The organism is Pseudomonas sp. 8209 (assembly GCF_028682105.1).
GTDB classification, from domain to species: domain Bacteria; phylum Pseudomonadota; class Gammaproteobacteria; order Pseudomonadales; family Pseudomonadaceae; genus Aquipseudomonas; species Aquipseudomonas palmensis.
In genome coordinates this window covers 30,992-55,622 of sequence record NZ_JANIAH010000006.1, presented here as the reverse complement: position 1 = coordinate 55,622, position 24,631 = coordinate 30,992, and the positions used below count along the sequence as shown (strand labels likewise).

Sequence of the window (24,631 nt, the reverse complement as noted above, 5' to 3'; positions counted from 1 at the left end):
GCCCTCTTTGTTTCAGTTGGCCCAGGGCGCCTTGCGCGGCTCATCCAGTTGCACCAGGTAGCCGCTGCCGCCCAGCTGGCTCATCTGCTGACGAATCCACGCCGCCCGTCGCGCCACATAGCTGCTGGGCCGGCTTGCGCTCCAGTTGCGCGGGCTGGGCAGTACCGCCGCCAACAGGCTGGCCTGCTGGCGCGTCAGCTTGCTCGCATCGGTACCGAAGTGATGGCGGGCCGCTGCCTGGGCGCCGAATACGCCGTCATCCCACTCGGCGCTGTTGAGGTACACCTCCAGGATGCGCTCCTTGGACCACAGCAGCTCGATCAGTGCGGTAAACCATGCCTCCAGCCCTTTGCGCAGCCAACTGCGGCCTGCCCACAGGAACTGGTTCTTGGCCACCTGCTGACTCAGCGTGCTGGCGCCGCGAAGCGTGCCACCACGCTCGTTGTGTGCCAGTGCGGCCTGGATGGCATTGAAGTCGAAACCCCAGTGCCCGGCGAACTTCTGGTCCTCGCCGGCAATCACCGCCACCTTCAGTTCATCGGAGATCTCGCCCCATGGGCGCCAGTCGCGTTGCAGGTCGATGGGCTGGCCGTCGACCCACGATTCCACCTTGCGCTCGACCATCAGCATGGTGCCCGGCGGCGGTACCCAGCGAAACAGCAGCACCAGCAACACGCTGGCAACGGCGAACCAGAGCAGGGCGCGGGTGAGGCGGCGGATCAGGGATGAAAGCATAGAGATGGCTTGGCCGAACCGAATGAGCGGGCCATTATACAGACCCTGTGCCCCCAAGGAGTCTTGCGCATGCTTCGCAGCTTTCTGTTGCTCGCCGCCTTTTTCGGCTTTACCGGTGTGGCCCTCGGTGCCTTCGCCGCCCATGGCCTCAAGGGCCGCCTGAGCCAGGAGTACCTGGCGATCTTCCATACCGGCGTCACCTACCAGCTGGTGCACGCCCTGGCCCTGCTGGGCGTGGCAGTGCTCTGGGCGCACCTGCCCGGGCGACTCACGGCCTGGGCCGGTGGTCTGTTCTGCCTGGGCATCGTGCTGTTTTCCGGTAGCCTGTACCTGTTGACCCTGAGTGGCATCGGCAAGCTCGGCATCATCACCCCTTTTGGCGGCCTGGCCTTCCTCGGCGGCTGGCTGTGCCTGGGCCTGGCGGCCTGGCGCCTGGGTTGACCCGCGGGTCCGGATCGAGACGAATGGCGCCGCTTGGCCTTGGGTTCAGCCCCGGATAGGGGCTAGAATGCGGGCCCCTAAAAACAATGGCGGCCGTGCGCATGCGCATTCAACTGAACGGTGAACCTTTCGAATTGCCCGACGGCGAAAGCGTCGCGGCCCTGCTGACCCGGCTCGACCTCGCAGGTCGCCGGGTGGCGGTGGAGCTGAACCTGGACATCGTGCCGCGCAGCCAGCACGACGCCACCGCCCTGCGCGAAGGCGACCAGGTCGAGGTGGTTCACGCCATCGGCGGCGGCTAGGCCCACGCGCTTCACCTGCAAGTCCCTCAACCTTCAAGAGGATTACCGATGAGCAATGTTCGTAGCGACAAGCCCTTCACGCTGGCCGGTCGTACCTTCCAGTCGCGCCTGCTGGTCGGTACCGGCAAGTACCGCGACATGGAAGAAACCCGCCTGGCCATCGAGGCCTCGGGTGCCGAGATCGTCACCGTCGCCGTGCGCCGCACCAACCTGGGCCAGAACCCGGGCGAGCCGAACCTGCTCGACGTGCTGCCACCGGACCGCTACACCATCCTGCCGAACACCGCCGGCTGCTACGACGCGGTCGAGGCCGTGCGCACCTGCCGCCTGGCCCGCGAACTGCTCGACGGGCACAACCTGGTCAAGCTCGAAGTGCTGGCCGACCAGAAGACGCTGTTCCCCAACGTGATCGAAACCATCAAGGCCGCCGAAGTGCTGGTCAAGGACGGTTTCGACGTGATGGTCTACACCAGCGACGACCCGATCATCGCGCGTCAGCTGGCCGAAATCGGCTGCATCGCGGTCATGCCGCTGGCAGGCCTGATCGGTACGGGCCTGGGCATCTGCAACCCGTACAACCTGCGCATCATTCTCGAGGAATCGAAAGTGCCGGTGCTGGTCGATGCCGGTGTGGGTACCGCGTCGGACGCCACCATTGCCATGGAAATGGGCTGCGAGGCAGTGCTGATGAATTCAGCCATCGCCCATGCCGAACAACCGGTGATGATGGCCGAAGCCATGAAGCACGCCATCGTGGCAGGCCGCCTGGCCTACCTGGCCGGCCGCATGCCGAAAAAACTCTATGCCAGCGCCTCGTCGCCGCTGGATGGTCTGATCAAGTAAGAGCCCCTGATGACTGAATCGCAAGAATCGCCGATCACCGCCGAAGGCGAAGAACGCCAACACCGCCGCATCAAGAGTTTCGTGATGCGTGCCGGGCGCATGACCGAAGGCCAGCAGCGCGGCCTGGACCAGGGCGCGCCGCTGTTCGTGCTGCCACTGGCCGACAGCCCGGTGGATTACGACCAGGTGTTCGGCCGTTCGGCGCCGCGCACCCTGGAGATCGGCTTCGGCATGGGCCATTCCCTGCTGGAGATGGCCGCCGCCGCGCCCGAGCAGGACTTCATCGGTGTCGAAGTGCACCGCCCGGGCGTGGGCGCGCTGCTCAATGGCGTGCTGACCCAGGGCCTGCAGAACCTGCGGGTGTATGACTGCGATGCCATCGAAGTGCTGAACAAGTGCGTGGCCGACAACAGCCTGGACCGCCTGATGCTGTTCTTCCCGGACCCGTGGCACAAGAGCCGTCACCACAAGCGTCGCATCGTGCAGCCGGAATTTGCCGAGCTGGTGCGCAGCAAGCTGAAGGTGGGCGGCGTGTTCCACATGGCGACCGACTGGGAACCGTACGCCGAGTACATGCTGGAAGTGATGAATGTCGCGCCGGGGTACAGGAACCTGGCCGAAGACGGCAAGTGCGTACCTCGCCCTGCCGAGCGTCCGATCACCAAGTTCGAACGCCGTGGCGAGCGCCTGGGGCATGGGGTGTGGGATCTGAAGTTCGAAAAACTGGCCTGATTGCCGGTGAGCGCTGCGCGCTCGAATCGCGGGTCAAGCCCGCTCCCACAGGTACAGCGCTGACCTCGAAATCAGCGTAGTACCTGTGGGAGCGGGCTTGACCCGCGATGATTCTAGCGGCGGTCTGCGACCACGCCAAGCAACACCAGCACCACCAGCAGCACCGGCGCCAGTGCGTAGTTGTTGAACTGGCTCAGCCCGCGTACCACCCACGGCGTGGCATAGATCAACGCCGCACCACTGCCGATCAGCACCAGCAGGGCCATGAACGGCACGCGCAACGCACCTGCCAGCCCGCCCAGGCGCTGTTCGACCCAGCCCTTGATGTCGGTGCCGAACAACACCAGCAAACAGCCTACAAGCGCCAGAGAGATCTCCGACAGGTTACTGCGGCTCCAGCGGGAGACGGTCGAGAGCAGGTCGAGTACCAGGTCCATTCGCTATCCTTAGGTCAAGAAATACTGCAGCAGGTCGTTGAGAAACAGCTGGCCCCGCGGTGTCGCCACCAGCCGCGTCGGTTCGACCTGCAAAAGGCCCTTTTGTTCGGCTTCACGGCGCGCCGCCGTCAGTTGTTCCAGCGGCAGGCCGGTACGCTGCGCGAACAGCGCAGCCTCCACGCCCTCGGTCAGGCGCAGGGCGTTCATCAGGAACTCGAACGGCAGTTCGTCCACCGCCAGCAGCTTGTCGCCCGCCTTGAACGCCTTGGCCGGGTTCAGGTAGTCCTTGGGCAGCCGGGTCTTCCAGGTGCGCACGATGCGCCCGTCCGGGTGGCTGAGCTTGCCGTGGGCACCGGCGCCGATGCCGATGAAGTCGCCAAAGCTCCAGTAGTTGAGGTTGTGCCGCGCCGGGCGCCCTGGCTGGGCGTAGGCCGACACTTCGTACTGGCGGTAGCCGTGCTCGGCCATCAGCGCCTGCCCGGCCTCCTGGATATCCCACAGGATGTCGTCCTCGGGCAGCAGCGGCGGCTGGTTCCAGAACACCGTGTTCGGCTCCAGGGTCAACTGGTACCACGACAGGTGGGTAGGGTTGAGCGCGATGGCCTGGCGCAGGTCGCCCAGCGCATCGTCCAGCGACTGGTCGGGCAGGCCGTGCATCAGGTCCAGGTTGAAGTTGTCGAACCCCGCCGCACGCGCCATGCCGGCCGCACGCACCGCCTCGTCACCGTTGTGGATGCGCCCCAGCGCCTGGAGCTTGGCCTGCTGGAAGCTCTGCACGCCGATCGACAGGCGATTGATGCCCAGTTGCCGGTAGGCCTTGAACTTCTCCTGCTCGAAGGTCCCGGGGTTGGCCTCCAGGGCGATCTCGATGTCGGCGGCGAACGGGATGCGTTGCTCCACGCCCGCCAGCAGGCGGCCCAGCGCACGGGCACTGAACAGGCTCGGGGTACCGCCGCCAAAGAAGATCGAGCTGATCGGTCGCCCGTACACCGCGCCCAGCTCCTGGTCGAGGTCGGCGAGCAGGGCGTCGACGTAGGCCTCTTCCGGCAGCTGCGGGGTGGCGGCATGGGAGTTGAAGTCGCAGTACGGGCATTTGCGCACGCACCACGGGATATGGATGTACAGCGACAGCGGCGGCAACTGCGCGAGTGCCGCCCGAGGTGCGTTGGAGCTGAAGCCAGCCTCGCCCAGATGCAGTGGCTGTGCCGGCGTGCGGTCGGTCATTGCAGGCCCAGGCGCTGACGCAGCAGGCTCATGGCGCGGGCGCGGTGGCTGATCTGGTTCTTGTCGGCGGGGCTCAGCTCGGCGCTGGAGCAGTCGCGCTCCGGTACCCAGAACAGCGGGTCGTAGCCAAAGCCGTGGGCACCGCTGGCCTGGTGCAGGATGCGTCCATGCCACAGGCCCTCGCACAGGATCGGCAGCGGGTCGTCGGCATGGCGTACCAGCGCCAGCACGCATACGAACTGCGCGCCGCGCTCGGCGTCCGGCACGTCCTTGAGTACCTCGAGCAACTTGGCGTTGTTTGCCGCGTCGCCTTGGCCATCGGCGTAGCGCGCCGAGTAGATGCCCGGCGCACCACCGAGAAAGTCCACCGCCAGGCCCGAGTCGTCGGCCAGGGCCGGCAGCCCGGAGATACGTGCGGCATTGCGCGCCTTGAGGATGGCGTTCTCGACGAACGACAGGCCGGTTTCCTCCGGCTCGACGCTGCTGAATTCGCCAATCGAACGCAGTTGCACGGTGTCACCGAGCATGGCCTGCAGTTCCTTGAGTTTGCCGGCGTTGTGGCTGGCCAATACGAGTTGCTGGATGTTCATCATTCGCCTGGGAAGAGCTCTTGGTTGAAACTGATGGTCTCGGTCTTGCCACCAATTGCAACATTGATCGTGAAGGTGCGGGTTTCCTGCTGCTCCACCGGGAACTGGGCGATGTAGTAGATTGCGCCCTGTTCGGTGATCTGCTTGAAGCTGAGTGGCACCGTGCGGCTGCTCAGGTCCTTGACGCTGCCGCTGACCTGGGTCACCTGCGGCTTGCCGGCCTTGATCACCGACACGTTGATCACGCCCTGGTTCTTGCTGCGCACCAGTTGCGCCGCCTTGGCGATGTCCGGCTGCAGGAAGGTGGAGATGAAGGTGCTGTAGTGCACCGTGGTGTCACCGAAGACTTCCTTGCGCTCGCCCTTGATCGCATCGGCAGCAAGTGCCGTCGTGCTCAGGCAGGCAACCAGTAAAAAGCTCAACAAGCGACCCATGATCTGTCTCCTCCAGTGTGGGTTGTTCAAACCGCGACCTTGTGTTCCTGCAGGCCCGGGCTGCTGACACGGTAAATGCCGATCTCCCCTAGAAGATTAGGCCATAGCTTGCTCGCCCACCCATGCCGGTGCATATGGTCGACCGCCAGACGGTCGAGCACCTGGGCGCGACGTTCGCTGCACAGCGCCTCGAAATCCTCGAAGGTGCAGAAGTGGATGTTCGGCGTGTTGTACCAGGTATACGGCATGAAGTCCGACACCGGCATGCGACCCTTGGTCGCCAGGTACCAGCGGCAGCGCCAGTGGCCGAAGTTGGGGAAGGTGATGATGCACTGGCGGCCCACGCGCAGCATTTCGTCGAGGATCCGGTCGGGGTACTCCACGGCCTGCAGGGCCTGGGTCATGACCACCACGTCGAAGCTGTTGCTGGCGAAGTTGCCCAGGCCCTTGTCCAGGTCCTGCTCGATGACGTTGACGCCCTTGGCCACGCACTGGGCGATGTTGTCGGGGTCGATTTCCAGGCCGTAGCCAGCCACCTGCTTGGTGTCACGCAGCGAGGCGAGCAGCTCGCCAGTACCGCAACCGAGGTCGAGTACCCGGCTGCCGGCGGGGATCCAGTCTTGGATGATTTCCAGGTCGGCTCTCATGGGGTCCTCAGCAGACGATGCGGTTCATGTAGTTCGTGAATCCCGTGATGTAGCGCGGGGTCGGGATCAGGAAGGCATCGTGGCCATACGGCGAGTCGATATCCAGGTAGCACACGTTCTTGCGCGCGGCGATCAGCGCATCGACGATCTCCCGCGAGCGCGCCGGCGAGAAACGCCAGTCGGTGGTGAACGACATCACGCAGTAGTCGGCGGTGACGTGGGCCAGGGTCGCGGCCAGGTCGCCGCCGTGGCTGGCGGCGGGGTCGAAGTAGTCCAGCGCCTTGGTCATCAGCAGGTAGGTGTTGGCATCGAAACGCCCGGAGAACTCCTCGCCCTGGTAGCGCAGGTAGCTTTCGACCTGGAACTCGACGCTGTGAAAGTCGTAGTTGAGCTTGTCGCTCTTGAGCTCGCGGCCGAATTTCTCGCCCATCGAGTCATCCGACAGGTAGGTGATGTGCCCGACCATGCGCGCCAGCATCAGCCCGCGCTTGGGGATCACGCCTTCGGCCTGGAACGAGCCGCCGTGGAACTCGGGGTCGGTGAGGATGGCCTGGCGCGCCACTTCGTTGAAGGCGATGTTCTGCGCCGACAGCTTGGGTGCCGAGGCGATGTCCAGGCAGTGGCGCACGCGGTCGGGGTAGGTGATGGTCCATTGCAGCGCCTGCATGCCGCCCAGGCTGCCGCCCACCACGGCGGCCCACTGGCCGATGCCCAGGCGATCGGCCAGGCGCGCCTGGCTGTGCACCCAGTCTTCCACGGTGAGTACCGGGAAGTCGGCGCCGTAGGGCTGGCCGGTGGCCGGGTTGACGCTGCTGGGGCCGGTGCTGCCGTTGCAGCCGCCGAGATTGTTCAGGCTGACCACGAAGAAGCGGTTGGTATCGATCGGCTTGCCCGGCCCGATGCAGCTGTCCCACCAGCCCGGCTTGCGGTCGTCGGGGCTGTGGTAGCCGGCGGCATGGTGATGCCCGGAGAGGGCATGGCAGATCAGCACGGCATTGCTGGCCGCGCTGTTGAGGGTACCGTAGGTTTCAAAGACCAGCTCGTAGCTGGCCAGCGAGCGACCGCAGGCCAGGGCCAGGGGCTCATCGAATCGCGCCAGTTGCGGTACTACCAGACCGACCGAATCTTCGGGAAAGACAGTGGACATCGACCCTGCTCACGCTTGAATGAGGCGTAAGTCTAAAGACCGCCACCCCCAGCGGCAAGCAACATGGCGCGGCTTGCGGCCGGGGGTGGTGCGGGTCAGATCATGCGGAACAGTTCCTGCGGCATTCCGGCGTAGGCGGCCAGCGGCGGCATCACGAACGACTGGATCACCTGGATCGCCAGGAAGGCGAAGATCGGCGAAATATCCAGGCCTCCGAGGTTGGGCACCAGCTTGCGAAACGGTGCCAGCACCGGCTCGCTGATCTGGTAGGCCAGCTCGGCGGCGGGGTTGTGGCTGCCGGGGGCGATCCACGACACGATCACCATCACGATCATCGCGACCCAGAAGATCTTCAGGAACAGCGAGGTGACGCCGATGACGGCCCACATCAGCAGGTGCGGGATGTCGCCGAAGGTGCCGTAGGTGACCATCAGCACGAACGCCATCAACAGCGCCTGGATCACGATCGACAGGATCAGCGACGAGGTGTCCAGCCCGAACACGCTGGGGATGATGCGCCGGATCGGCTTGAGCAGCGGCTGGGTGGCGCGCACCGCGAACTGGCTGAGCGGGTTGTAGAAGTTGGCCTTGACCAGCTGCAGCACGAAGCGCAGCAGCACGATGACCAGGTACAGGCTGACCAGTGTTTGCACCACGAAGATCGCGGCGCCCGAAAGTGCATTCATGCAGAGCTCCTTAGTTGCCCAGTTGTTCGGCCATTTCGGCCGAGCGGTGCGCCGCGGCGCCCAGTGCTTTTTCTACCAGCGCCTCGAACCCGTTGGCCTGGAACGACTTGATCGCCGCCTCGGTGGTGCCATTGGGGGAGGTGACGCGCCGGCGCAGTTCGCTGGCCTCGACATCGCTGGCCACGGCCATGTGCGCCGCGCCCAGGGCGGTTTGCAGGGTCAGCCGGGAGGCGACGTCGCGGGGCAGGCCGAGTTTTTCGCCGGCTGCGGTCATCGCCTCGATCAGCAGGAAGAAATACGCCGGGCCGCTACCGGATACCGCGGTCACTGCATCCAGTTGCTGTTCGCTGTCGACCCACAGGGCCACGCCCACTGCCGAGAGCAGTTGCTCGGCTTCGGCGCGTTGTTCGGCCGATACCTGCTCGGTGGCATACAGACCGCTGACGCCCTGGCGCAGCAGCGCCGGGGTGTTGGGCATGCAGCGTACCAGCGGTTGCTCGCCCAGCCAGTTGCGCAGGCTGGCGCAGGTGATGCCGGCGGCAATCGACACCACCAGCTGGTTGGGCTTGAGGCTTGGCTTGAGCGCCTGGCACACCGCCTTCATGGCTTGCGGCTTGACCGCGATCAGCACCACGTCGGCGCCATCGACGGCCTGGGCGTTGTCTTCGAACAGCTGGATGCCGTGTTCGGAGTGCACCCTGGCGCGCGTCTCGGCACCCGGGTCGCTGGCGCGGATCTGCGCGGCGTCCACACCCTGGGCGCGCAAGCCGCCGATCAGGCTGGCGGCCATGTTGCCGGCGCCGATGAAGGCAATTCGAGTCTTGCTCATGTCAGGTCCTTGGTTGAAGAAGGTGAACGATGCATGGGTCAGGCCTGGCCGTAGTCGCGGGCACCGAACAGGGCGGTGCCGATGCGCACCCAGGTCGCGCCCTGGGCAATCGCTGCTTCCAGGTCGTGGCTCATGCCCATCGACAGGGTGTCCAGGCCCAGGTTCAGGCTGTCCTGCAATTGGCGTACACGGGCGAATGCCGCCGCCTGGGCGGCCGGGTCGTCGGTGGGTTCGGGAATCGCCATCAGGCCGCGCAGCTTCAGGTGCGGCAGCGCCGCGATGGCCTGGGCCAGCGCCGGCAGCTCGTCGGGGTTGCAGCCCGATTTGCTGGCCTCGCCGCTGACGTTGACCTGCACGCACACATTCAGTGCGGGCAGCCCGGCAGGGCGTTGTTCGCTGAGGCGTTGTGCGATTTTCAGTCGGTCCACCGAATGTACCCAGTCGAAGTGCTCGGCGATTGCTCGCGTCTTGTTCGATTGAATGGGGCCGATGAAGTGCCAGGTCAAGGGCAGGTCGGTCAATTCGAGCTGCTTGGCCAGGGCTTCCTGCAAGTAGTTTTCGCCCACGTCGCGCACACCGGCCGCATACACTTCGCGTATCGCGGCAGCCGGCTTGGTCTTGCTCACGGCCAGCAGGCGGACCTGCCCGGGGTCACGCCCGGCGGCCTGTGCAGCGCTGCGGATGCGGTCGGCAAGCGTGGAAAGGTTGTCTGCTATGGTGGACATGGATCAACGCCAGCGGCTGTTCGGGTCTGCGGCATTCTACCTGCTTGGCGATGTTTGGGGAGTGTTATGGACATGACCGGGCTGATGGCCCTGGCGCTCAGGGAAGGCGCCTCCGATCTGCACCTGGCGGCCGGCAGTGCGCCGATGATCCGCCGTGACGGGCAGATGCAGCCGCTGGGGCCGGCGGCGTTGAGCAGCGACAACCTGCATGCCCTGCTGGCGCAGCTCATGAGCCCACAGCAGCAGGAGGACTTCGCCAGGCTGCAGGACCTGGACTTTGCCGTGGCCGTGCCCGGGCTGGGGCGCTTTCGGGTCAACGCCTTCGTGCAGGTGCGCGGGCCGGCGGCGGTACTGCGCCTGATACCCGACCAGGTGCCGACGCTGGCGAGCCTGCAGCTGCCGGAGGTGTTTCGTCGCATTGCCGAGTCGCCGGCCGGGCTGGTGCTGGTGACCGGCCCCACCGGCTCAGGCAAGTCGTCCACCCTGGCGGCGCTGGTCGATCACCTCAACCGCGAGCGCGCCGTGCATATCCTGACCCTGGAAGACCCGCTCGAATTTATCCACAGCCCGCTGCGCAGCCAGCTCAGCCAGCGTGAGATGGGGCGTCACAGCCAGGGGTTCGCCCAGGCGCTGCGGGCTGCGCTGCGCCAGGACCCGGACGTGATCATGCTTGGCGAGCTGCGCGACCTGGAGACGATCCGCCTGGCCCTGACCGCCGCCGAAACCGGCCACCTGGTGCTGGCGACCCTGCACACCGCCTCGGCGGCCAAGGCCATCGACCGGCTGGTGGACGTGTTTGCCGCGCAGGAGAAGGCCCTGGTGCGCACGATGCTCGCCGACGCCTTGCAGGCGGTGGTGGCCCAGGTGCTGGTGCCCAGGGTGCAAGGCGGGCGAGTGGCCGCGCACGAGGTCCTGCTGGCCACGCCGGCGGTGCGCAACCTGATTCGCGAGGGGAAGGTGGCGCAGCTGTATTCGGCCATGCAGACCGGCGCGGCGTTAGGCATGCAGACCCTGGACAGCAGCCTGCAGGGTCTGGTGAGGCGGGGAATCGTCAGCCTGGAAACGGCCAGGGCGAACGCGCGTTCGCCCGATCAGGTCTAGCGTTTGGCCAGGCGCAGCTGGGTTTGCGGCTGCTCCTTGGGCAGTACGCGCTTGGCGACCACGTAGTGGCTCTGCCAGTAGGGCTTGTTCAGGGTATCGATGCTGACCCGCTTGCCGCGCCGTGGCGCGTGGATGAAGCGGTCGTTGCCCAGGTAGATGGCCACGTGGTTGACGCGGCGACTCTTGATGTTGAAGAACAGCAGGTCGCCGGGCTTGAGATCCTTGCGGTCGACTTTCACGCCGTGGCCGCTGGCCATGGCGTTGGAGGTACGCGGCAGGTCGACCTCGTCGATGTCGTTGAAGGCGTACTTGACCAGCCCGCTGCAGTCGAAGCCCTTGCTCGGGCTGCTGCCGCCCCAGCGGTACGGAGTGCCCAGCACGTTCACCGCGCGGCTGAGCACATCGCTGCTCTGCTTGGCCGGCATCGAGGCGACCTGGCGGGTGGTCTTGGCGACCTTGGAAGAGGCGGCGGACGAGGTGACCTTGGCGTGGGCGCCCTTGGTCGAGCGTACGGCTGCAGTGCTGGTGGTGTGCACGTTGAAGCCGTTGGGAAGACGTTGCTCACGGTTGGTGGCGTGGGCGGCCAGTGGCAATAAAAGGCAAACAGTCAGCCATGTCTTGAAAAAAGGTCGCATGGGCAGGGCTCTTGTTGGTTAAGCGCGCAACTTTATAACAGCTTTTTGATCGAATTCTGGTCCGTTGGTCGATTGCAGAGGCGCCATACGTCGGCTGAGCACGTAAAAGTCACATTTTTTCTTAGAAAATTTCTCTCTAAACCGTGGAGGCTATGAATGAACAGTTATCAGCAACAGGCGCAGCCCCAGGACACCCACAGCAAGGTCCTCGGCTACCTGCTGTGGATCTTCGGTTTTACCGGGTCGCACCGTTTCTACTACGGCAGGCCGGTGACCGGCACCATCTGGTTCTGCACCCTGGGCCTGCTCGGTATCGGCTGGCTGATCGACCTGTTCCTGATCCCGAAGATGGACAGCGAGGCCGACCTGCGCTTTCACGCCGGCCCGCTGGACTACAGCCTGGCCTGGATCCTGCTGACCTTCCTGGGGATATTCGGCGTGCACCGCATGTACCAGGGCAAGTGGATCAGCGGCGTGATCTATGCCTTTACCGGCGGGCTGTTTCTGCTGGGGGTGCTGTACGACTTCTGGACGCTGAACACCCAGGTATCGCTCAAGAACGTGCAGGCGCGGGCCTGAAAGCAGGCGGCCCGCTGCTGCGGGCCGCCGAACATCGGGGTTACTGGCGTATCTGGCGCTGTTGCAGCAGCAGGTTGTTGAAGCCGCTGCCGGCCAGTTGCTTCTGCGCCACGGTCAGCTGTTCGCGATTGCTGAACGGGCCGACCAGCACGCGGTACCAGGTCTCTTCCTTCACCGTACCGGACTCCACCTTCACCGCCTGGCCGAGCAGGATGATCTGCGCACGCACCTTGTCGGCATCGGCCTCTTTGCGGAACGAGCCCGCCTGCAGGTAGAACTGCGTGGTAGCGGCCGGCTTGATCACCGGCGGTGCCGGTGGCGGGGTCTGCCCCAGCAGCGCGGCCTGGGCGCGGGCGGTGTCGATCTTGGCCGCCTCGGCCGGGGTCACCGGTGGCTGCGCCGGTACCGGCGGGGTTTTCTCCGGCACGGCTTCGGGCGGCACGATCACTTCCGACTCGGGCAGCAGTGTGTAGAAGTCGTACTTGGGCTTGACCGGCTGCTGCGGGCTCGGCGCGGTCTTGTTCGCCTCGGCGATCTTCTCGGCCTTCTGCTGGGCTTCAGGCTTGGTGCGCTTGACCTCGTCGCGGCTGGGCTCGAGTTTCATCAGGAACACGATGAACGCACCGACCGTGAGGCCGATGGCCAGCCACATCCAGCCCGGTATCGGTTGCTTGGCCGGGGCCTGGTAGCGGCTTGCGCCGCGCTTGGGAGCAGGTTTTTTCTTGGCAGCCAACTTACATGCGCTCCAGGGTTTCCAGGCCAAGCAGTTCCAGGCCCTGCTTGAGGGTGCGACCGGTCAGGGCGGCCAGGCGCAGGCGGCTCTGCTGCTGTTCGGGTGTTTCTGCGGCGAGGATCGGGCAGTTCTCGTAGAAGCTGGAGAACAGGCCGGCCACGTCGTAGAGGTAGCTGCACAGTACGTGCGGGGTACCTTTTTCGGCGACGTTGTTCAGGATTTCGCCGAACTGCGCCAGGCGCGCGGCCAGGTCCTGTTCCTGCGGTGCCTGCAAGCGGATCTCGCCTTCGACCTGGTCGAAGCCCTTGCCCAGCTTGCGGAACACGCCGGCCACGCGGGTGTAGGCGTACAGCAGGTACGGGGCGGTGTTGCCTTCGAAGTTGAGCATCAGCTCGAAGTTGAAGCTGTAGTCGCTGGTACGGTGCTTGGACAGGTCGGCGTACTTGACCGCGCCGATGCCCACCACCTTGGCGATGGCGCGCAGTTCTTCTTCAGGCAGCTGCGGGTTTTTCTCCTTGACCAGGGCGTAGGCACGCTCCTTGGCTTCGTTGAGCAGGTCGATCAGCTTCACGGTGCCGCCGTCGCGGGTCTTGAACGGGCGGCCGTCGGCGCCGTTCATGGTGCCGAAGCCCATGTGCTCCATGTCCATCGGGTGGGTCACGAAGCCGGCCTTGCGGGCCACCGCGAACACCTGCTGGAAGTGCAGGGCCTGGCGCTGGTCGACGAAGTACAGGGCGCGGTCGGCCTTGAGCACGCCGCTGCGGTAGCGCACGGCGGCCAGGTCGGTGGTGGCGTACAGGTAGCCGCCGTCGGCCTTGACGATGATCACCGGCAGCGGCTCGCCCTCGGCGTTCTTGAACTCGTCGAGGAACACGCACTGGGCGCCGTTGCTTTCCACCAGCATGCCCTTGGCCTTGAGGTCCTCGACCACATTGGCCAGGTCGTCGTTGTAGGCGCTTTCGCCCATCACGTCGGCCATGGTCAGCTTGACGTTGAGCAGCTCGTAGGTCTTCTGGCAGTGCGACAGCGAGATGTCCTTGAAGCGGGTCCACAGCTTCAGGCACTCGGGGTCGCCGGCCTGCAGCTTGACCACCAGGCCACGGGCGCGGTCGGCGAACTCGCTGGACTCGTCGAACCGCTTCTTGGCGGCGCGGTAGAAGTTCTCCAGGTCCGACAGCTCTTCGCTGGTGATCGGGTTCTCTTCCAGGTATGCCATCAGCATGCCGAACTGGGTGCCCCAGTCGCCCACGTGGTTCTGGCGTACCACATCGTCACCGAGAAACTCCAGCACACGGGCCACGGCGTCGCCGATGATGGTCGAGCGCAGGTGGCCGACGTGCATTTCCTTGGCCAGGTTGGGCGCCGACATGTCGATCACGACCTTCTGCGTGGCGCCGGCCTTGTGCACGCCGAGCCTGGCGTCGGCCAGTGCGGCATCCAGGCGCGAGGCCAGGGCCTGGGTGTTCTGGAAGAAGTTGAGGAAGCCCGGGCCTGCGATCTCCACCTTGCTGACCTGCGGGTCGGCGGGCAGGGCGGCGATGAGTTTCTCGGCCAGGTCGCGCGGCTTGAGGCCGGCGGGCTTGGCCAGCATCATCGCGATGTTGCTGGCGAAATCGCCGTGGGTCTTGTCCCGGGCGTTTTCCACCTGGATCGCCGGCGTCAGCCCGTCAGGCAGCACACCGTCGTTGACGAGTTGGGTGAGGGCTTGCTGGATCAGCTGGCGAATGGTGTCTTTCATGGGCTTCTCTTTCGACCGCAAGCGCGGCGGCGCCTGGATGCGCAGGTGGAAAAACTGGGTATTATCCGTTGCCGGGGCGAGGTTGCCAACCTTTAGGGCCCTTTGGCCGACAATGCAGGCTCTGCAGAGGGCCAGGGCTCATCAAACCTGTAGGAGCCGGCGTTGCCGGCGAAGCGGTCAGTACAGGTCGACCGGGTCCACATCCAGCGACCAGCGCACCTGTCGCCCGCTCGGCATCTGCTCCAACACTAACAGCCAGGCGCTCATCAGACGATGCAAGGATGCCCTTGCATTGGCCTGCAACAACAATTGCGCACGAAAACGTCCCGCCCGTCGCTCCATCGGCGCCGGCACCGGGCCCAGCAGCTCGACGCCGTGCAGGTCGTGCTCTGCCAGCAACTGCTCGGCGGCGCTGCAGGCCTCGTCGAGAAAGCTCTCGGCCTGCCCCGGCTTGTGCGCCTCGGCGCGCAGCAGCGCCAGGTGCGCGAAGGGCGGCAGGCCGGCGGCGCGGCGCTCGCTCAGGGCCTGTTCGGCAAACGCGAAATAGCCCTGCTCGGTAAGCTGTACCAATAGAGGATGGTCGGCCAGGTGCGTCTGGATGATCACCTTGCCTGGCTCCTCTGCACGCCCGGCACGCCCTGCCACCTGCACGATCAGTTGGGCCATGCGCTCGCTGGCGCGAAAATCCCCGGAGAACAGCCCGCCATCGGCATCCAGGATCGCCACCAGGGTGACCCGCGGAAAGTGGTGCCCCTTGGCCAGCATCTGGGTGCCGACCAGGATGCACGGCTCGCCGCGCTGCACTGTGGCGAACAGCTGGTTCATCGCGTCCTTGCGCGAGGTGCTGTCGCGGTCCACGCGCAGCACCGGGACATCCGGAAACAGAATGCTCAGGCGCTCTTCGGCGCGCTCGGTGCCTGCACCTACCGGGCGCAGGTCCACATGGTTGCACTGCGGGCACTGGCGCGGTACGCGCTCGTCATAGCCGCAGTGGTGGCAGCGCAGTTCGCCGGAGCGCTGATGCACGGTCATGCGCGCATCGCAGCGCGGGCATTCCGACAGCCAGCCGCAGTCGTGGCACAGCAGCGTGGGGGCAAAGCCGCGACGGTTGAGGAACACCAGCACCTGCTGGCCGGCGGCCAGGGTCTGGCCGATGGCCTGTTGCATCGGCCCGCTGATGCCGCTGTCCAGCGGCCGGCTCTTGACGTCCAGGCGCAGGAAGCGCGGCGCCTTGGCGCCGCCGGCGCGGTGGTTCATGCGCAGCAGGCCGTAACGGCCGGAGTAGGCGTTGTGCAGGCTTTCCAGCGATGGCGTGGCCGAGCCCAGCAGGATCGGGATGTGCTCCTGGTGCGCGCGCACCAGGGCCAGGTCGCGGGCGTGATAGCGCAGGCCTTCCTGCTGCTTGTAGGAGCCGTCGTGCTCCTCGTCGATGATGATCAGGCCCGGGTTCTTCATGGGCGTGAACAGCGCCGAGCGGGTGCCGATGATGATGTCGGCCTCGCCATCACGGGCCGACAGCCAGGCTTTGAGGCGTTCGCGGTCGTTGACTGCCGAATGCAGCAGGGCAATGCGCGCATTGAAGCGCTGCTCGAAGCGCGCCAGGGTCTGCGGCCCGAGGTTGATCTCCGGAATCAGGATCAGCGCCTGCTTGCCGGCCTCCAGGGTTTCGCGGATCAGTTGCAGGTAGACCTCGGTCTTGCCGCTGCCGGTGACCCCGGCCAACAGAAAGGCATGGAAGCTGCCGAACCCTGCCTGCACCGCATGAAACGCCGCCTTCTGCTCATCGTTGAGCGGCAGTTCGGGCTGTGCCAGCCAGTGTTCGTGGCGCGCCGGCGGGGCATGCCGGCGTACCTCCACCTGCACCAGCTCCTTGGCCAGCAGCAGGTCGAGGCTGTCCTTGCTCAGTTTGAGCTTGCTCAGCAGGCCGTGGGCCACGCCGTGCGGATGCTGCGCCAGGGTGGCCAGGGCATCGCGCTGGCGCGGTGCGCGGGCGATGCGCGGGTCGTCGTGGCGCGCCCCCGGGGCCACCTGCCAGAAGCGTTCCTGGTGCGCTTCGGCCGGCTCGCCCTGGCGCAGCAGCACCGGCAGCGCCCAGCTCAGGGTGTCGCCCAGGCTGTGCTGATAGTACTGCGCGGTCCAAACGCACAGCTTGAACAGGGCTGGCGGTATCGGCGATACCGGGTCAAGCAGGGCGATGGCAGGCTTGAGTTTGTCGGCGGGCACCTCGCTGTGCTCGCACACCTCCACCAGGATGCCGATCATCTCGCGGCGCCCGAACGGCACGCGCAGGCGCATGCCGGGGGTGAATGCGGTGTGCGCCATGCTTGCCGGGGCCCTGTAGTCGAACAACCGCCGCAGGGGCGAGGGCAAGGCAAGGCGAAGGATGACGTCGGACACGCGCAGGGTCTCTGAAGGGCAATTCGGTAGCCGCCGAGCCTAGCAGACGACAGTCGGTACAAGCGACAACTTGCGCTGATGGCATGCTCTGGTATTATTCGCCGCCTAATTACGTGCGGTATTCAACAATGGTGTTGGGTGGCGGCACGCAGTCGAGGAAGTGACCATGAAACCAGAAATTCATCCGAATTATGAAGCAGTCGCAGTCACCTGCAGCTGCGGCAATGTGTTCCAGACCCGTTCGACCCTGTGCGCCCCACTGGCCACCGACGTCTGCAACGAGTGCCACCCGTTCTACACCGGTAAGCAGAAAGTGCTGGACACCGGCGGCCGCGTACAGAAGTTCGCAGACCGTTTCGGCATGTTCGGTGCCAAGAAGTAAGACGGCGCGAAGCTGGCCCCATGGGCTTGGCAATGCTGTTGAAGAAGGCGTCCCTGGTGGGCGCCTTTTTTGTGGCCGCGATCTGGCAGTTGCCGGCGCAGGCGCTGTGTACGCTGCCGGCCGACCTCCAGGGCGGGGTGCAGAGCGTTGCGGTACGCCAGGTGATCGACGGCGATACCTTGCGTCTGAAGGATGGGCGCAATGTGCGCCTGATCGGCATCAATGCTCCCGAGATCGGGCGCAAGGGGCGGCCCAGCGAGCCCTATGCGGTGGCCGCGCGCCAGCGTTTGCAGGCCCTGGTCAAGGCCAGTGGCGGGCGGGTCGAGCTGCTGCCGGGTACGGAGCCGCGCGACAAATACAAGCGCACCCTGGCCCATGTGTTCGACCGCTCTGGTCACAATCTGGAAGAACAACTGCTGGGCGAGGGTCTGGGTTATCGCATCGCGGTAGCGCCCAACACCGCCCTGCGCGACTGCCATCAACAGGCTGAACAGGCCGCCCGCAGCGCCCGCGTGGGGCTGTGGGGCCAGCCGCCGGTGATCGCGCCGGGGCACCTGCGCCAGGCCGGCTTTGCGCTGGTCGCTGGCCAGGTTCAGTCGGTCGAGCGCAGCGGTGGCGCCATCTGGATCGAGTTGGGCCATTCGCTGGTGCTTCAGGTGCCGGCCAGGTTGTCGCGCAACTTTGCGCCTGATTTCACCGACGGCCTCGAAGGCCGACGCGTCGAAGCCCGCGGTTGGGTGCTGGATCGTTCCCGCAAGGCCGGGCTCAAGCCGGGTCAAGCGCGCTGGATGCTGCCACTCACCGACCCGACGATGCTGGAAAGACAATAAAGATAATAAATTGTGAACATTTTAAAAATGGATTGTACACACTGAAAGCCTTGCGGGCTGCGGCTCTTGGCTTAAAGTCGTAGGCTAAAGGCCTTGACACAAGTGACCGGGCAGTCTTGTCGGCCCATTGCTCTTTGCGTATCCTCGGCGGTCCGTCAGAACAGTAAAAGCGGAATGCCCATCATGTCAGATTTGAAAACTGCCGCTCTCGAATACCATGCTCAGCCTCGTCCGGGGAAACTGAGCGTAGAGCTCACCAAACCGACCGCGACTGCTCGCGACCTGGCGCTGGCCTACAGCCCGGGTGTTGCCGAGCCAGTACGTGAAATCGCCCGTGACCCGGAGCTGGCCTACCAGTACACCGGCAAGGGCAACCTGGTAGCAGTCATTTCCGACGGCACCGCCATCCTCGGCCTGGGCAACCTGGGCCCACTGGCGTCCAAGCCGGTGATGGAAGGCAAGGGTGTTCTGTTCAAGCGTTTCGCCGGTATCGACGTGTTCGACATCGAAGTCGATGCCGAAAGCCCGCAGGCCTTCATCGACACCGTCAAGCGCATCTCGATCACCTTCGGCGGCATCAACCTGGAAGACATCAAGGCACCCGAGTGCTTCGAGATCGAGCGCGCGCTGATCGAGCAGTGCGACATCCCGGTGTTCCACGATGACCAGCACGGCACCGCGATCGTGACCGCGGCCGGCATGATCAACGCCCTGGAAATCGCGGGCAAGACCCTCGCCGATGCCAAGATCGTCTGCCTGGGCGCCGGTGCTGCGGCCATCTCCTGCATGAAGCTGCTGGTGAGCATGGGCGCGAAGATCGAAAACATCTTCATGGTCGACCGTACCGGCGTGATCCACGCTGGCCGTGACGACCTGAACCAGTACAAGGCGGTGTTCGCCCACGCTACCGACAAGCGCAGCCTGGCCGATGCCCTGGAAGGCGCTGACGTGTTCGTCGGCCTGTCCGGTCCGAACCTGCTGAGCCCTGAAGGCCTCAAGTCGATGGCACCGAACCCGATCGTGTTCGCCTGCTCGAACCCGGACCCGGAAATCTCGCCGGAGCTGGCCCACGCCACCCGCAGCGACGTGATCATGGCCACCGGTCGTTCCGACTACCCGAACCAGGTCAACAACGTACTGGGCTTCCCGTTCATCTTCCGTGGTGCCCTGGACGTTCGCGCCAAGCGCATCAACGAAGAGATGAAGATCGCTGCCGCCAACGCCCTGAAAGACCTGGCCAAGCTGCCGGTGCCTAAGGAAGTCTGCGCTGCCTACGGCGTCGACGCGCTGGAATTCGGTCGTGAGTACATCATTCCGAAGCCGATGGACGCACGCCTGATCACCGTGGTTTCCGATGCCGTGGCCAAGGCTGCGATCGAAAGCGGTGTGGCGACCCTGCCGTATCCGAAGAACTACCCGCTCAAAAGCGTGGATGACGTGTTCAACGGCTGAGCCGTTGTAGCGTTGTAGCAAAAAGCCCCGGCTCGCGAGAGTCGGGGCTTTTTGTTTGGGGCTGGTAATTGTGCTGGCCAATGGGCTGCAGGGCAGCCCCCGGGTTACCCCATCAGAACAGATCGATCGGCGCCGACTCGTCCGCCGGCAGCGGGCTGCCTGGCGCACTGCCACCCAGCTCGTTGACCGACGGCGGGGTGTCTTCGGCCTTGAACAGCTCGAAGTACGCATCAGGCGTGCTCGGCGTGGCCGCACGGCCGCTCACCGGGTCCACCCGCAGGCTGAGGATGCCTTCAGGCTGCGGCAGCGTGTGCATCGGCTTGTCCTTGAGCGCGGCGCCCATGAAGCTCATCCAGATCGGCAGCGCCACGGTACCGCCATACTCGCGACGGCCCAGGGTCTCGGGCTGGTCGAAGCCGCTCCATACGGTGGTCACGTAGTCGGCGTTGTAGCCGGAGAACCACGCATCCTTGGACTCGTTGGTGGTACCGGTCTTGCCCGCCAGGTCGGTGCGCCCCAGCGCCAGGGCACGTCGCCCGGTGCCACGCTTGATCACGTCCTGCAGCATGCTGGTGAGGATGTAGCTGGTACGTCCGTCGATGATCTGCTCGGCCACCGCCGGCACCTGCGGCGCCACCGCACTCACGTCGGCGCCCAGTGCCGCATCGGTGACGATCGGCGTTTCGGCGGCGCCAATCCCGGCCTCGTCCTGATGCCCCCGAGGCACGCTGGGCGGGTTGGCGGTGAACAGCGTCTCGCCATTGCGGCTTTCGATGCGGTCGATCAGGTACGGGGTGATCTTGTAGCCGCCGTTGGCAAACGCGCTCCAGCCGGTGGCGATCTCCATCGGCGTGAGGGTCGCGGTGCCCAGCGCCAGCGACAGGTTGCGCGGCAGGTCCTGCTTGTTGAAGCCGAAACGGGCGATGTAGTCGATGGTCTTGTCCACGCCCATGGCCTGCAGCAGGCGGATCGATACCAGGTTGCGCGACTTGTACAGCGCCTCGCGCATGCGGATCGGGCCAAGGAAGGTGTTGGTGTCGTTCTTGGGTCGCCACACCTTGTCCAGGTACTCGTCGACGAACACGATAGGGGCGTCGTTGACCAGGCTGGCGGCGGTGTAGCCGTTGTCCAGCGCCGCGCTGTAGACGAACGGCTTGAAGCTCGAGCCCGGCTGGCGCTTGGCCTGCATGGCGCGGTTGTAGTTGCTCTGCTCGAACGAGAAGCCGCCCACCAGAGCGCGGATGGCGCCGTTGTTCGGGTCCAGGGTCACCAGTGCGCTCTGGGCGCCCGGCACCTGGCTGAACTTCAGTTCGCCTTCGCTGGTGCGTTGCACGCGGATCACGTCGCCGACCTGGGCCACATCGCCCGGCTGCTGCGGGGCGCGGCCCTGGCTGTTGGTGTTGAGGAATGGGCGGGCCCATTTCATGGTGTCCCAGGCCACGGTCTCGGTCTGGCCCGACTTGGTCAGCACCTGCAGGCCGGTCTTGTCGACCTGGGTGACGATGGCCGGTTCCAGCCCGCCCAGTGGGCGCAGCTTGGTCAGTTCCTGCAGCCAGGCGGCCTGGGTCTTGCCCGGCAGGCGCGACTCGGGGCCGCGGTAGCCGTGGCGGTGATCGTAGGCGCTGAGGCCATCGAGCACGGCGCTGTTGGCCATTTCCTGCAGGTCGCTCGGCACCGTGGTGGTCACGCGGAAACCTTCGGTGTAGGCGTCGCTGCCGTAGCGGCCGACCATCTCGGCGCGGGCCATCTCGGCGATGTACGGGGCATTCACCTCGGGCGTCGGCACGTGGTAGCTGGCGTTGATCGGTTCGGCCAGGGCAGCCTGGTAGCTGGCTTCGTCGATCTTGCCCAGCTTGTACATGCGCCCCAGGATCCAGTCGCGGCGTTCCTTGGCGCGCGTCGGGTTGGCCAGCGGGTTGAAGCGCGACGGTGCCTTGGGCAGGCCGGCGATCATCGCCATCTGCGCCAGGCTCACGTCACGGATCGACTTGCCGTAGTACACCTGCGCTGCGGCTTCGATGCCGTAGGCACGGTTGCCCAGGTAGATCTTGTTCACGTACAGCTCGAGGATCTCGTCCTTGGTCAGCTCGCGCTCGATCTGCAGGGCCAGCAGGATCTCGTTGGTCTTGCGCGAGAAGCTGCGTTCGCTGCTGAGGAAGAAGTTCTTCGCCACCTGCATGGTGATGGTGCTGCCGCCGGTCTGGATGTGTCCGGACTTGAGCAATTGTGTTGCAGCGCGCATCAGGCTGCTGGGGTCGACCCCATAGTGATTGGCGAAGTTGTCGTCTTCGGCGGACAGCAAAGCCTGGATGAAATGCGGGGGAATGTCGGCGAAACGGATGGGAGAACGCCGCATCTCGCCGAACTCGGCAATCAGCTTTCCATCGCTGCTGTATACCCGCAAAGGGATCTGCAACTGGATGCTTCTCAGGGCCTCTACCGAGGGCAGGCTGGGGCTAAGATACAGAAACGCGCCGCTCAGACCGAGCACGACGGCACAGATGACTGCGACGAAAGACCACCAGAAGAACTTCAGCAGGCGTATCAAGGCTTTGGGGTGTCCAGTTTGAAATATGGATTGAGCGCAGGGCTGATCGACGAGAAAAAACGCTGGGCATTATAAGCAATTTTCACTGTGCCGCGTGGGTTGCGCGGTGCACGGGCTGACCGGTGCCCTGTCTGGGGGCCGGTCGAAGCAGGCGGATGCCAGGGAAAGCCAATGTTTGGACGTTTCGGCAAGGATGCCGGTTCACTGCTGGGTATCGATATTTCATGTTGCGCGGTGCGATTGCTGCAGCTGCGGCAGGTGGCAGGGGCCTTCGAGGTGCGTGCGCAGGCCGTGCAGACGCTGGCGGCGGGCGTGCTGCAGGACGGCCGGGTGGCCGACCCGGCACAGTTGGCGCAGGTGCTGGGCGATGCCCTGGCCCGCAGCGGTGCCACCTTGCGCGAGGCGGCGCTGGCGATTCCGGCCACGGCCGTGCTGAGCAAGACCGTGCAGGTGCCGGCGGGGCTGGCAGAGGATGCCCTGTTTGCCCGCCTGTGCCATGAGGCCGAACCTTTCATACCCTTTGCCCTTGACGAGGCGGCCTTCGATTTCGAGTGCCGCGGCTCGGTCGCGCACGACCCGTGCTACGAGGCGGTGGGGGTGTATGCCTGTCATCAGGGCTGGCTCGATGGGCTGGAGGCGGCACTGGAGCTGGCAGGCCTGTGTGCGCGGGTGGTCGAGACCGACAGCCTGGCGTTGTTGCGCGCGGTCGGGGCGGACGATGACGCGGTCGCCGTGGTGCGGGTCGAGCCAGGGCACTGGGCGCTGCATGCACAGCACCAGGCATGGCGTGCCGACGCGGGTGCAGCGGCCGATGTGCCGCAGGCGTTGGCTGCCTGCATCGAACGCTGGTTGCAGGCCCTGGAGGGCCCGGCACCGGCGCGGCTGGTGCTGACCGGGGCGGCTGCCGATTCGGCCCGGGCGCTGGAAGTGCAGCGTCGGCTGGGTATCGAAATCACGGTGTTCGATGCCGCCGAACCCGCGCTGGCGCTGGCCTATGGGCTGGCGATGAGGCGTGCACCGTGAGGCGCGATATCAACCTGCTGCCGTGGCGGGCCTGGCAACGCCAGCGCAGTGTGCGGCAGTTGCAGGGGTTGATGCTGGTGGCTCTGCTGCTGGGGGTCGCCATCGTGGTGCTGCTGGACCGGCATGGCGCCTATCGCCTGGCGCAGCAGGGGCAGGCCAATGCGGCCCTGCGCGATGCCATCGCCCGGCTTGAGGGCCCGCTGGCAGAACTGGCCGACCTGACCGCCCGGGGCGATGCGCTGCAGGAGCGCATCCAGGGGCTGGATGCCGTGCTGCGCACCGCGTCCCCAGGTGGTCAGGTACTCGCACCGCTGGCCACGCGGGTGCCACAAGGGCTGCAATTGACTGCACTGGCGCTCGAGGGCAGCGCGCTGCGCCTGGAGGGGGTGGCACAGGGGCGGGCGTCGGTCACTCAACTGCTGCGCAATCTGGATCAGGCCCCTGGCCTGGGCGAGGTGCAGTTGCAGGAGATCAAGGCCACCGCCGCCGGCGAGGTGTTCCACCTCAGTGCGCAGGTGCAGCCATGACCCCGGCTCTCGACTGGTACCTGATGGCAGCGTGGCCTCGGCGGTACAAGGCGCTGTTGCTGGCGGCTTGCCTGCTGCTGGCGCTCGGTAGCGGTTATGGGCTGCACCTGCGCGGGGCGAGCGCTTCGCTTGAGCGGGCGCTGGCGCGTGGAGCCGAGTTGCAGCAGGCCTGGCAGGCGCAGGCAGAGCAGGTCGCCCGGCTGGACGAGCAGCAGGCCCGCTTGCTCGGCCTGGAGCAACGCCTGCGGGAGGCCCAGGCCCGGCTGCTGCCAGCGGGCGGCATGCCCGGCCTGCTGCAGGCTGTCGCCCGGGCCGGGCGGGGCCTGGTGTTCGAGCAGGTGAAAGTGTTGCCGGCGCAGCCGCAGGCCCTGCATGCCGAAATGCCGGTGCACCTGCAGGTGGTGGGCGACTTCGCCGCGCTGGCCGGTTTTGTCGACGCCCTGGCCACGCTGCCTGAGCGCGTGACCCTGCATGACCTTCACCTGGCGCCGCTGGCGGGGCGTGGGCAACTGCGTCTGCAGATGCACCTCAAGGCCTATGCGTCCGGCCTGCCGGTCGACCCCGTGGCGCAGCCGGCGCCGGTGCTGGCGGAGGCGCGCGATCCCTTTGCCGCGCCGCCGCCCGCAGCGCTCGAATTTGCGCTGGAACACGTGCCGCTGGAACAGATGGAACTGGTCGGGCACCTGGCCGACCGTCGAGGCGGGGTCGCGTTGATCCGTGTTGCGGGGGCGCTGTACCCGTTGCGCGAAGGTGACCGGCTGGGGCCGGACAAGGGGCGGGTGGTGCGCATCGATGCGCAGCAGGTCGAGCTCGAGGAGCAGGTATGGGTCGAGGGCGCCGGCTGGGTGGAGCGCTCGCAGGTGATCGAAGCCAATGGGGTGGCTCGACACGTCGTCAACTGACCAGGGAGGTCG

Annotated in this window: 26 protein-coding genes and 1 pseudogene; 12 read left to right on the top strand and 15 right to left on the bottom strand. The window is 65.8% G+C overall.

Features of this window, described 5'->3' with window-relative positions:
• Nucleotides 1–12: 12 nt before the first annotated feature.
• A pseudogene (gene mtgA / locus NP552_RS14230) lies at nt 13–770 on the bottom strand (monofunctional biosynthetic peptidoglycan transglycosylase).
• Nucleotides 771–804: 34 nt separating this feature from the next.
• Between mtgA and NP552_RS14225 the strand changes: the two are divergent.
• From NP552_RS14225 to trmB, 4 genes are all read left to right on the top strand, one after another.
• Nucleotides 805–1,176 (top strand): DUF423 domain-containing protein, encoded by a 372-nt coding sequence (locus NP552_RS14225; RefSeq protein WP_043860126.1) that lies wholly within the window; start codon nt 805–807, stop codon nt 1,174–1,176.
• Nucleotides 1,177–1,277: 101 nt separating this feature from the next.
• Nucleotides 1,278–1,478, top strand: a complete 201-nt coding sequence (gene thiS / locus NP552_RS14220) for a sulfur carrier protein ThiS (protein ID WP_043860147.1) — start codon at nt 1,278–1,280, stop codon at nt 1,476–1,478.
• Between the two features lie 48 nt (nt 1,479–1,526).
• The gene (locus tag NP552_RS14215) at nt 1,527–2,321 is read left to right on the top strand and encodes a thiazole synthase (RefSeq protein ID WP_043860127.1); all 795 of its coding nucleotides are present in this window, start codon (nt 1,527–1,529) and stop codon (nt 2,319–2,321) included.
• Nucleotides 2,322–2,330: 9 nt separating this feature from the next.
• The gene (gene trmB / locus NP552_RS14210) at nt 2,331–3,053 is read left to right on the top strand and encodes a tRNA (guanosine(46)-N7)-methyltransferase TrmB (protein ID WP_043860128.1); all 723 of its coding nucleotides are present in this window, start codon (nt 2,331–2,333) and stop codon (nt 3,051–3,053) included.
• A 113-nt stretch (nt 3,054–3,166) separates the two neighbouring features.
• On the opposite strand, the gene NP552_RS14205 is transcribed toward trmB, so the two are convergent.
• The 9 genes from NP552_RS14205 to NP552_RS14165 form a co-directional block, all read right to left on the bottom strand.
• Complete coding sequence (locus tag NP552_RS14205) at nt 3,167–3,490, bottom strand: DUF3392 family protein (protein WP_043860129.1); 324 nt, start codon at nt 3,488–3,490, stop codon at nt 3,167–3,169.
• Nucleotides 3,491–3,499: 9 nt separating this feature from the next.
• Nucleotides 3,500–4,714 (bottom strand): radical SAM family heme chaperone HemW, encoded by a 1,215-nt coding sequence (hemW, locus tag NP552_RS14200; protein ID WP_274096846.1) that lies wholly within the window; start codon nt 4,712–4,714, stop codon nt 3,500–3,502.
• Nucleotides 4,711–5,307: an RdgB/HAM1 family non-canonical purine NTP pyrophosphatase gene (rdgB, locus tag NP552_RS14195; protein ID WP_043860131.1), complete on the bottom strand. Its 597-nt coding sequence runs from the start codon at nt 5,305–5,307 to the stop codon at nt 4,711–4,713. Before rdgB ends, hemW begins: the two co-directional genes overlap by 4 nt.
• Nucleotides 5,304–5,738: a DUF4426 domain-containing protein gene (locus tag NP552_RS14190; protein WP_043860132.1), complete on the bottom strand. Its 435-nt coding sequence runs from the start codon at nt 5,736–5,738 to the stop codon at nt 5,304–5,306. The genes rdgB and NP552_RS14190 overlap by 4 nt, the downstream gene beginning before the upstream one ends.
• Nucleotides 5,739–5,764: 26 nt before the next feature.
• Entirely contained in the window at nt 5,765–6,385 is a 621-nt protein-coding gene (gene metW, locus NP552_RS14185) for a methionine biosynthesis protein MetW (RefSeq protein WP_043860133.1), read from the bottom strand.
• Between the two features lie 7 nt (nt 6,386–6,392).
• The gene (gene metX, locus NP552_RS14180; RefSeq protein WP_043860134.1) at nt 6,393–7,532 is read right to left on the bottom strand and encodes a homoserine O-succinyltransferase MetX; all 1,140 of its coding nucleotides are present in this window, start codon (nt 7,530–7,532) and stop codon (nt 6,393–6,395) included.
• A gap of 95 nt (nt 7,533–7,627) precedes the next feature.
• Nucleotides 7,628–8,218, bottom strand: coding sequence for a YggT family protein (locus NP552_RS14175; RefSeq protein WP_043860135.1), 591 nt, complete (start codon nt 8,216–8,218; stop codon nt 7,628–7,630).
• A gap of 10 nt (nt 8,219–8,228) precedes the next feature.
• Nucleotides 8,229–9,047, bottom strand: a complete 819-nt coding sequence (proC, locus tag NP552_RS14170; RefSeq protein WP_274096845.1) for a pyrroline-5-carboxylate reductase — start codon at nt 9,045–9,047, stop codon at nt 8,229–8,231.
• Between the two features lie 38 nt (nt 9,048–9,085).
• Nucleotides 9,086–9,772, bottom strand: a complete 687-nt coding sequence (locus NP552_RS14165; RefSeq protein ID WP_054915543.1) for a YggS family pyridoxal phosphate-dependent enzyme — start codon at nt 9,770–9,772, stop codon at nt 9,086–9,088.
• 66 nt (nt 9,773–9,838) lie between these two features.
• Here NP552_RS14165 and NP552_RS14160 point away from each other — a divergent pair, with 66 nt between their 5' ends.
• Nucleotides 9,839–10,873 carry a type IV pilus twitching motility protein PilT gene (locus NP552_RS14160; RefSeq protein WP_100634292.1) on the top strand — a complete coding sequence of 345 codons (1,035 nt, stop codon included), beginning with the start codon at nt 9,839–9,841 and terminating at the stop codon, nt 10,871–10,873.
• On the opposite strand, the gene NP552_RS14155 is transcribed toward NP552_RS14160, so the two are convergent.
• Nucleotides 10,870–11,508, bottom strand: coding sequence for a C40 family peptidase (locus NP552_RS14155; RefSeq protein ID WP_043860139.1), 639 nt, complete (start codon nt 11,506–11,508; stop codon nt 10,870–10,872). The two genes, NP552_RS14160 and NP552_RS14155, sit on opposite strands and share 4 nt — an antisense overlap.
• Before the next feature lie 156 nt (nt 11,509–11,664).
• On the opposite strand from NP552_RS14155, the gene NP552_RS14150 reads away from it, so the two are divergent.
• Entirely contained in the window at nt 11,665–12,087 is a 423-nt protein-coding gene (locus NP552_RS14150) for an NINE protein (protein WP_043860140.1), read from the top strand.
• A gap of 40 nt (nt 12,088–12,127) precedes the next feature.
• On the opposite strand, the gene NP552_RS14145 is transcribed toward NP552_RS14150, so the two are convergent.
• The 3 genes from NP552_RS14145 to NP552_RS14135 form a co-directional block, all read right to left on the bottom strand.
• The gene (locus NP552_RS14145; RefSeq protein WP_043860141.1) at nt 12,128–12,820 is read right to left on the bottom strand and encodes an SPOR domain-containing protein; all 693 of its coding nucleotides are present in this window, start codon (nt 12,818–12,820) and stop codon (nt 12,128–12,130) included.
• Between the two features lies 1 nt (nt 12,821).
• Nucleotides 12,822–14,558, bottom strand: coding sequence for an arginine--tRNA ligase (gene argS / locus NP552_RS14140; RefSeq protein WP_043860142.1), 1,737 nt, complete (start codon nt 14,556–14,558; stop codon nt 12,822–12,824).
• Between the two features lie 177 nt (nt 14,559–14,735).
• Nucleotides 14,736–16,955: a primosomal protein N' gene (locus NP552_RS14135; RefSeq protein WP_123753422.1), complete on the bottom strand. Its 2,220-nt coding sequence runs from the start codon at nt 16,953–16,955 to the stop codon at nt 14,736–14,738.
• A 166-nt stretch (nt 16,956–17,121) separates the two neighbouring features.
• Here NP552_RS14135 and rpmE point away from each other — a divergent pair, with 166 nt between their 5' ends.
• The 3 genes from rpmE (at nt 17,122) to NP552_RS14120 (ending at nt 19,619) form a co-directional block, all read left to right on the top strand.
• Nucleotides 17,122–17,337 (top strand): 50S ribosomal protein L31, encoded by a 216-nt coding sequence (gene rpmE / locus NP552_RS14130; protein WP_043860144.1) that lies wholly within the window; start codon nt 17,122–17,124, stop codon nt 17,335–17,337.
• Between the two features lie 32 nt (nt 17,338–17,369).
• Complete coding sequence (locus tag NP552_RS14125) at nt 17,370–18,167, top strand: thermonuclease family protein (protein WP_260328983.1); 798 nt, start codon at nt 17,370–17,372, stop codon at nt 18,165–18,167.
• Nucleotides 18,168–18,350: 183 nt separating this feature from the next.
• The gene (locus NP552_RS14120) at nt 18,351–19,619 is read left to right on the top strand and encodes a malic enzyme-like NAD(P)-binding protein (RefSeq protein ID WP_043860148.1); all 1,269 of its coding nucleotides are present in this window, start codon (nt 18,351–18,353) and stop codon (nt 19,617–19,619) included.
• 112 nt (nt 19,620–19,731) lie between these two features.
• Here NP552_RS14120 and NP552_RS14115 read toward each other — a convergent pair whose 3' ends face one another.
• Nucleotides 19,732–22,164, bottom strand: a complete 2,433-nt coding sequence (locus NP552_RS14115) for a penicillin-binding protein 1A (RefSeq protein WP_196932068.1) — start codon at nt 22,162–22,164, stop codon at nt 19,732–19,734.
• 174 nt (nt 22,165–22,338) lie between these two features.
• On the opposite strand from NP552_RS14115, the gene pilM reads away from it, so the two are divergent.
• The 3 genes from pilM to NP552_RS14100 are packed head-to-tail and all read left to right on the top strand — an operon-like array spanning nt 22,339 to nt 24,619.
• A complete protein-coding gene (gene pilM / locus NP552_RS14110; protein WP_274096844.1) occupies nt 22,339–23,190 on the top strand; it encodes a type IV pilus biogenesis protein PilM in 852 nt (283 codons plus the stop codon).
• Complete coding sequence (locus NP552_RS14105; RefSeq protein WP_274096843.1) at nt 23,187–23,717, top strand: PilN domain-containing protein; 531 nt, start codon at nt 23,187–23,189, stop codon at nt 23,715–23,717. The genes pilM and NP552_RS14105 overlap by 4 nt, the downstream gene beginning before the upstream one ends.
• On the top strand, nt 23,714–24,619 hold the full coding sequence (locus NP552_RS14100; RefSeq protein WP_274096842.1) for a pilus assembly protein PilP: 906 nt from the start codon (nt 23,714–23,716) through the stop codon (nt 24,617–24,619). The genes NP552_RS14105 and NP552_RS14100 overlap by 4 nt, the downstream gene beginning before the upstream one ends.
• Nucleotides 24,620–24,631: the final 12 nt, after the last annotated feature.

Excerpts from the sequence above, each read along its gene's own strand:
- thiS (WP_043860147.1), top strand. The coding sequence starts at position 1,278 with ATGCGCATTCAACTGAACGGTGAACCTTTCGAATTGCCCGACGGCGAA.
- rpmE (WP_043860144.1), top strand. The coding sequence starts at position 17,122 with ATGAAACCAGAAATTCATCCGAATTATGAAGCAGTCGCAGTCACCTGC.
- hemW (WP_274096846.1), bottom strand. The coding sequence starts at position 4,714 with ATGACCGACCGCACGCCGGCACAGCCACTGCATCTGGGCGAGGCTGGC.
- NP552_RS14120 (WP_043860148.1), top strand. The coding sequence starts at position 18,351 with ATGTCAGATTTGAAAACTGCCGCTCTCGAATACCATGCTCAGCCTCGT.
- NP552_RS14125 (WP_260328983.1), top strand. The coding sequence starts at position 17,370 with ATGCTGTTGAAGAAGGCGTCCCTGGTGGGCGCCTTTTTTGTGGCCGCG.
- metX (WP_043860134.1), bottom strand. The coding sequence starts at position 7,532 with ATGTCCACTGTCTTTCCCGAAGATTCGGTCGGTCTGGTAGTACCGCAA.
- metW (WP_043860133.1), bottom strand. The coding sequence starts at position 6,385 with ATGAGAGCCGACCTGGAAATCATCCAAGACTGGATCCCCGCCGGCAGC.
- NP552_RS14175 (WP_043860135.1), bottom strand. The coding sequence starts at position 8,218 with ATGAATGCACTTTCGGGCGCCGCGATCTTCGTGGTGCAAACACTGGTC.
- NP552_RS14215 (WP_043860127.1), top strand. The coding sequence starts at position 1,527 with ATGAGCAATGTTCGTAGCGACAAGCCCTTCACGCTGGCCGGTCGTACC.
- NP552_RS14100 (WP_274096842.1), top strand. The coding sequence starts at position 23,714 with ATGACCCCGGCTCTCGACTGGTACCTGATGGCAGCGTGGCCTCGGCGG.
- NP552_RS14155 (WP_043860139.1), bottom strand. The coding sequence starts at position 11,508 with ATGCGACCTTTTTTCAAGACATGGCTGACTGTTTGCCTTTTATTGCCA.
- pilM (WP_274096844.1), top strand. The coding sequence starts at position 22,339 with ATGTTTGGACGTTTCGGCAAGGATGCCGGTTCACTGCTGGGTATCGAT.
- argS (WP_043860142.1), bottom strand. The coding sequence starts at position 14,558 with ATGAAAGACACCATTCGCCAGCTGATCCAGCAAGCCCTCACCCAACTC.
- rdgB (WP_043860131.1), bottom strand. The coding sequence starts at position 5,307 with ATGATGAACATCCAGCAACTCGTATTGGCCAGCCACAACGCCGGCAAA.
- NP552_RS14205 (WP_043860129.1), bottom strand. The coding sequence starts at position 3,490 with ATGGACCTGGTACTCGACCTGCTCTCGACCGTCTCCCGCTGGAGCCGC.
- NP552_RS14150 (WP_043860140.1), top strand. The coding sequence starts at position 11,665 with ATGAACAGTTATCAGCAACAGGCGCAGCCCCAGGACACCCACAGCAAG.
- NP552_RS14190 (WP_043860132.1), bottom strand. The coding sequence starts at position 5,738 with ATGGGTCGCTTGTTGAGCTTTTTACTGGTTGCCTGCCTGAGCACGACG.
- proC (WP_274096845.1), bottom strand. The coding sequence starts at position 9,047 with ATGAGCAAGACTCGAATTGCCTTCATCGGCGCCGGCAACATGGCCGCC.
- NP552_RS14165 (WP_054915543.1), bottom strand. The coding sequence starts at position 9,772 with ATGTCCACCATAGCAGACAACCTTTCCACGCTTGCCGACCGCATCCGC.
- trmB (WP_043860128.1), top strand. The coding sequence starts at position 2,331 with ATGACTGAATCGCAAGAATCGCCGATCACCGCCGAAGGCGAAGAACGC.
- NP552_RS14225 (WP_043860126.1), top strand. The coding sequence starts at position 805 with ATGCTTCGCAGCTTTCTGTTGCTCGCCGCCTTTTTCGGCTTTACCGGT.
- NP552_RS14160 (WP_100634292.1), top strand. The coding sequence starts at position 9,839 with ATGGACATGACCGGGCTGATGGCCCTGGCGCTCAGGGAAGGCGCCTCC.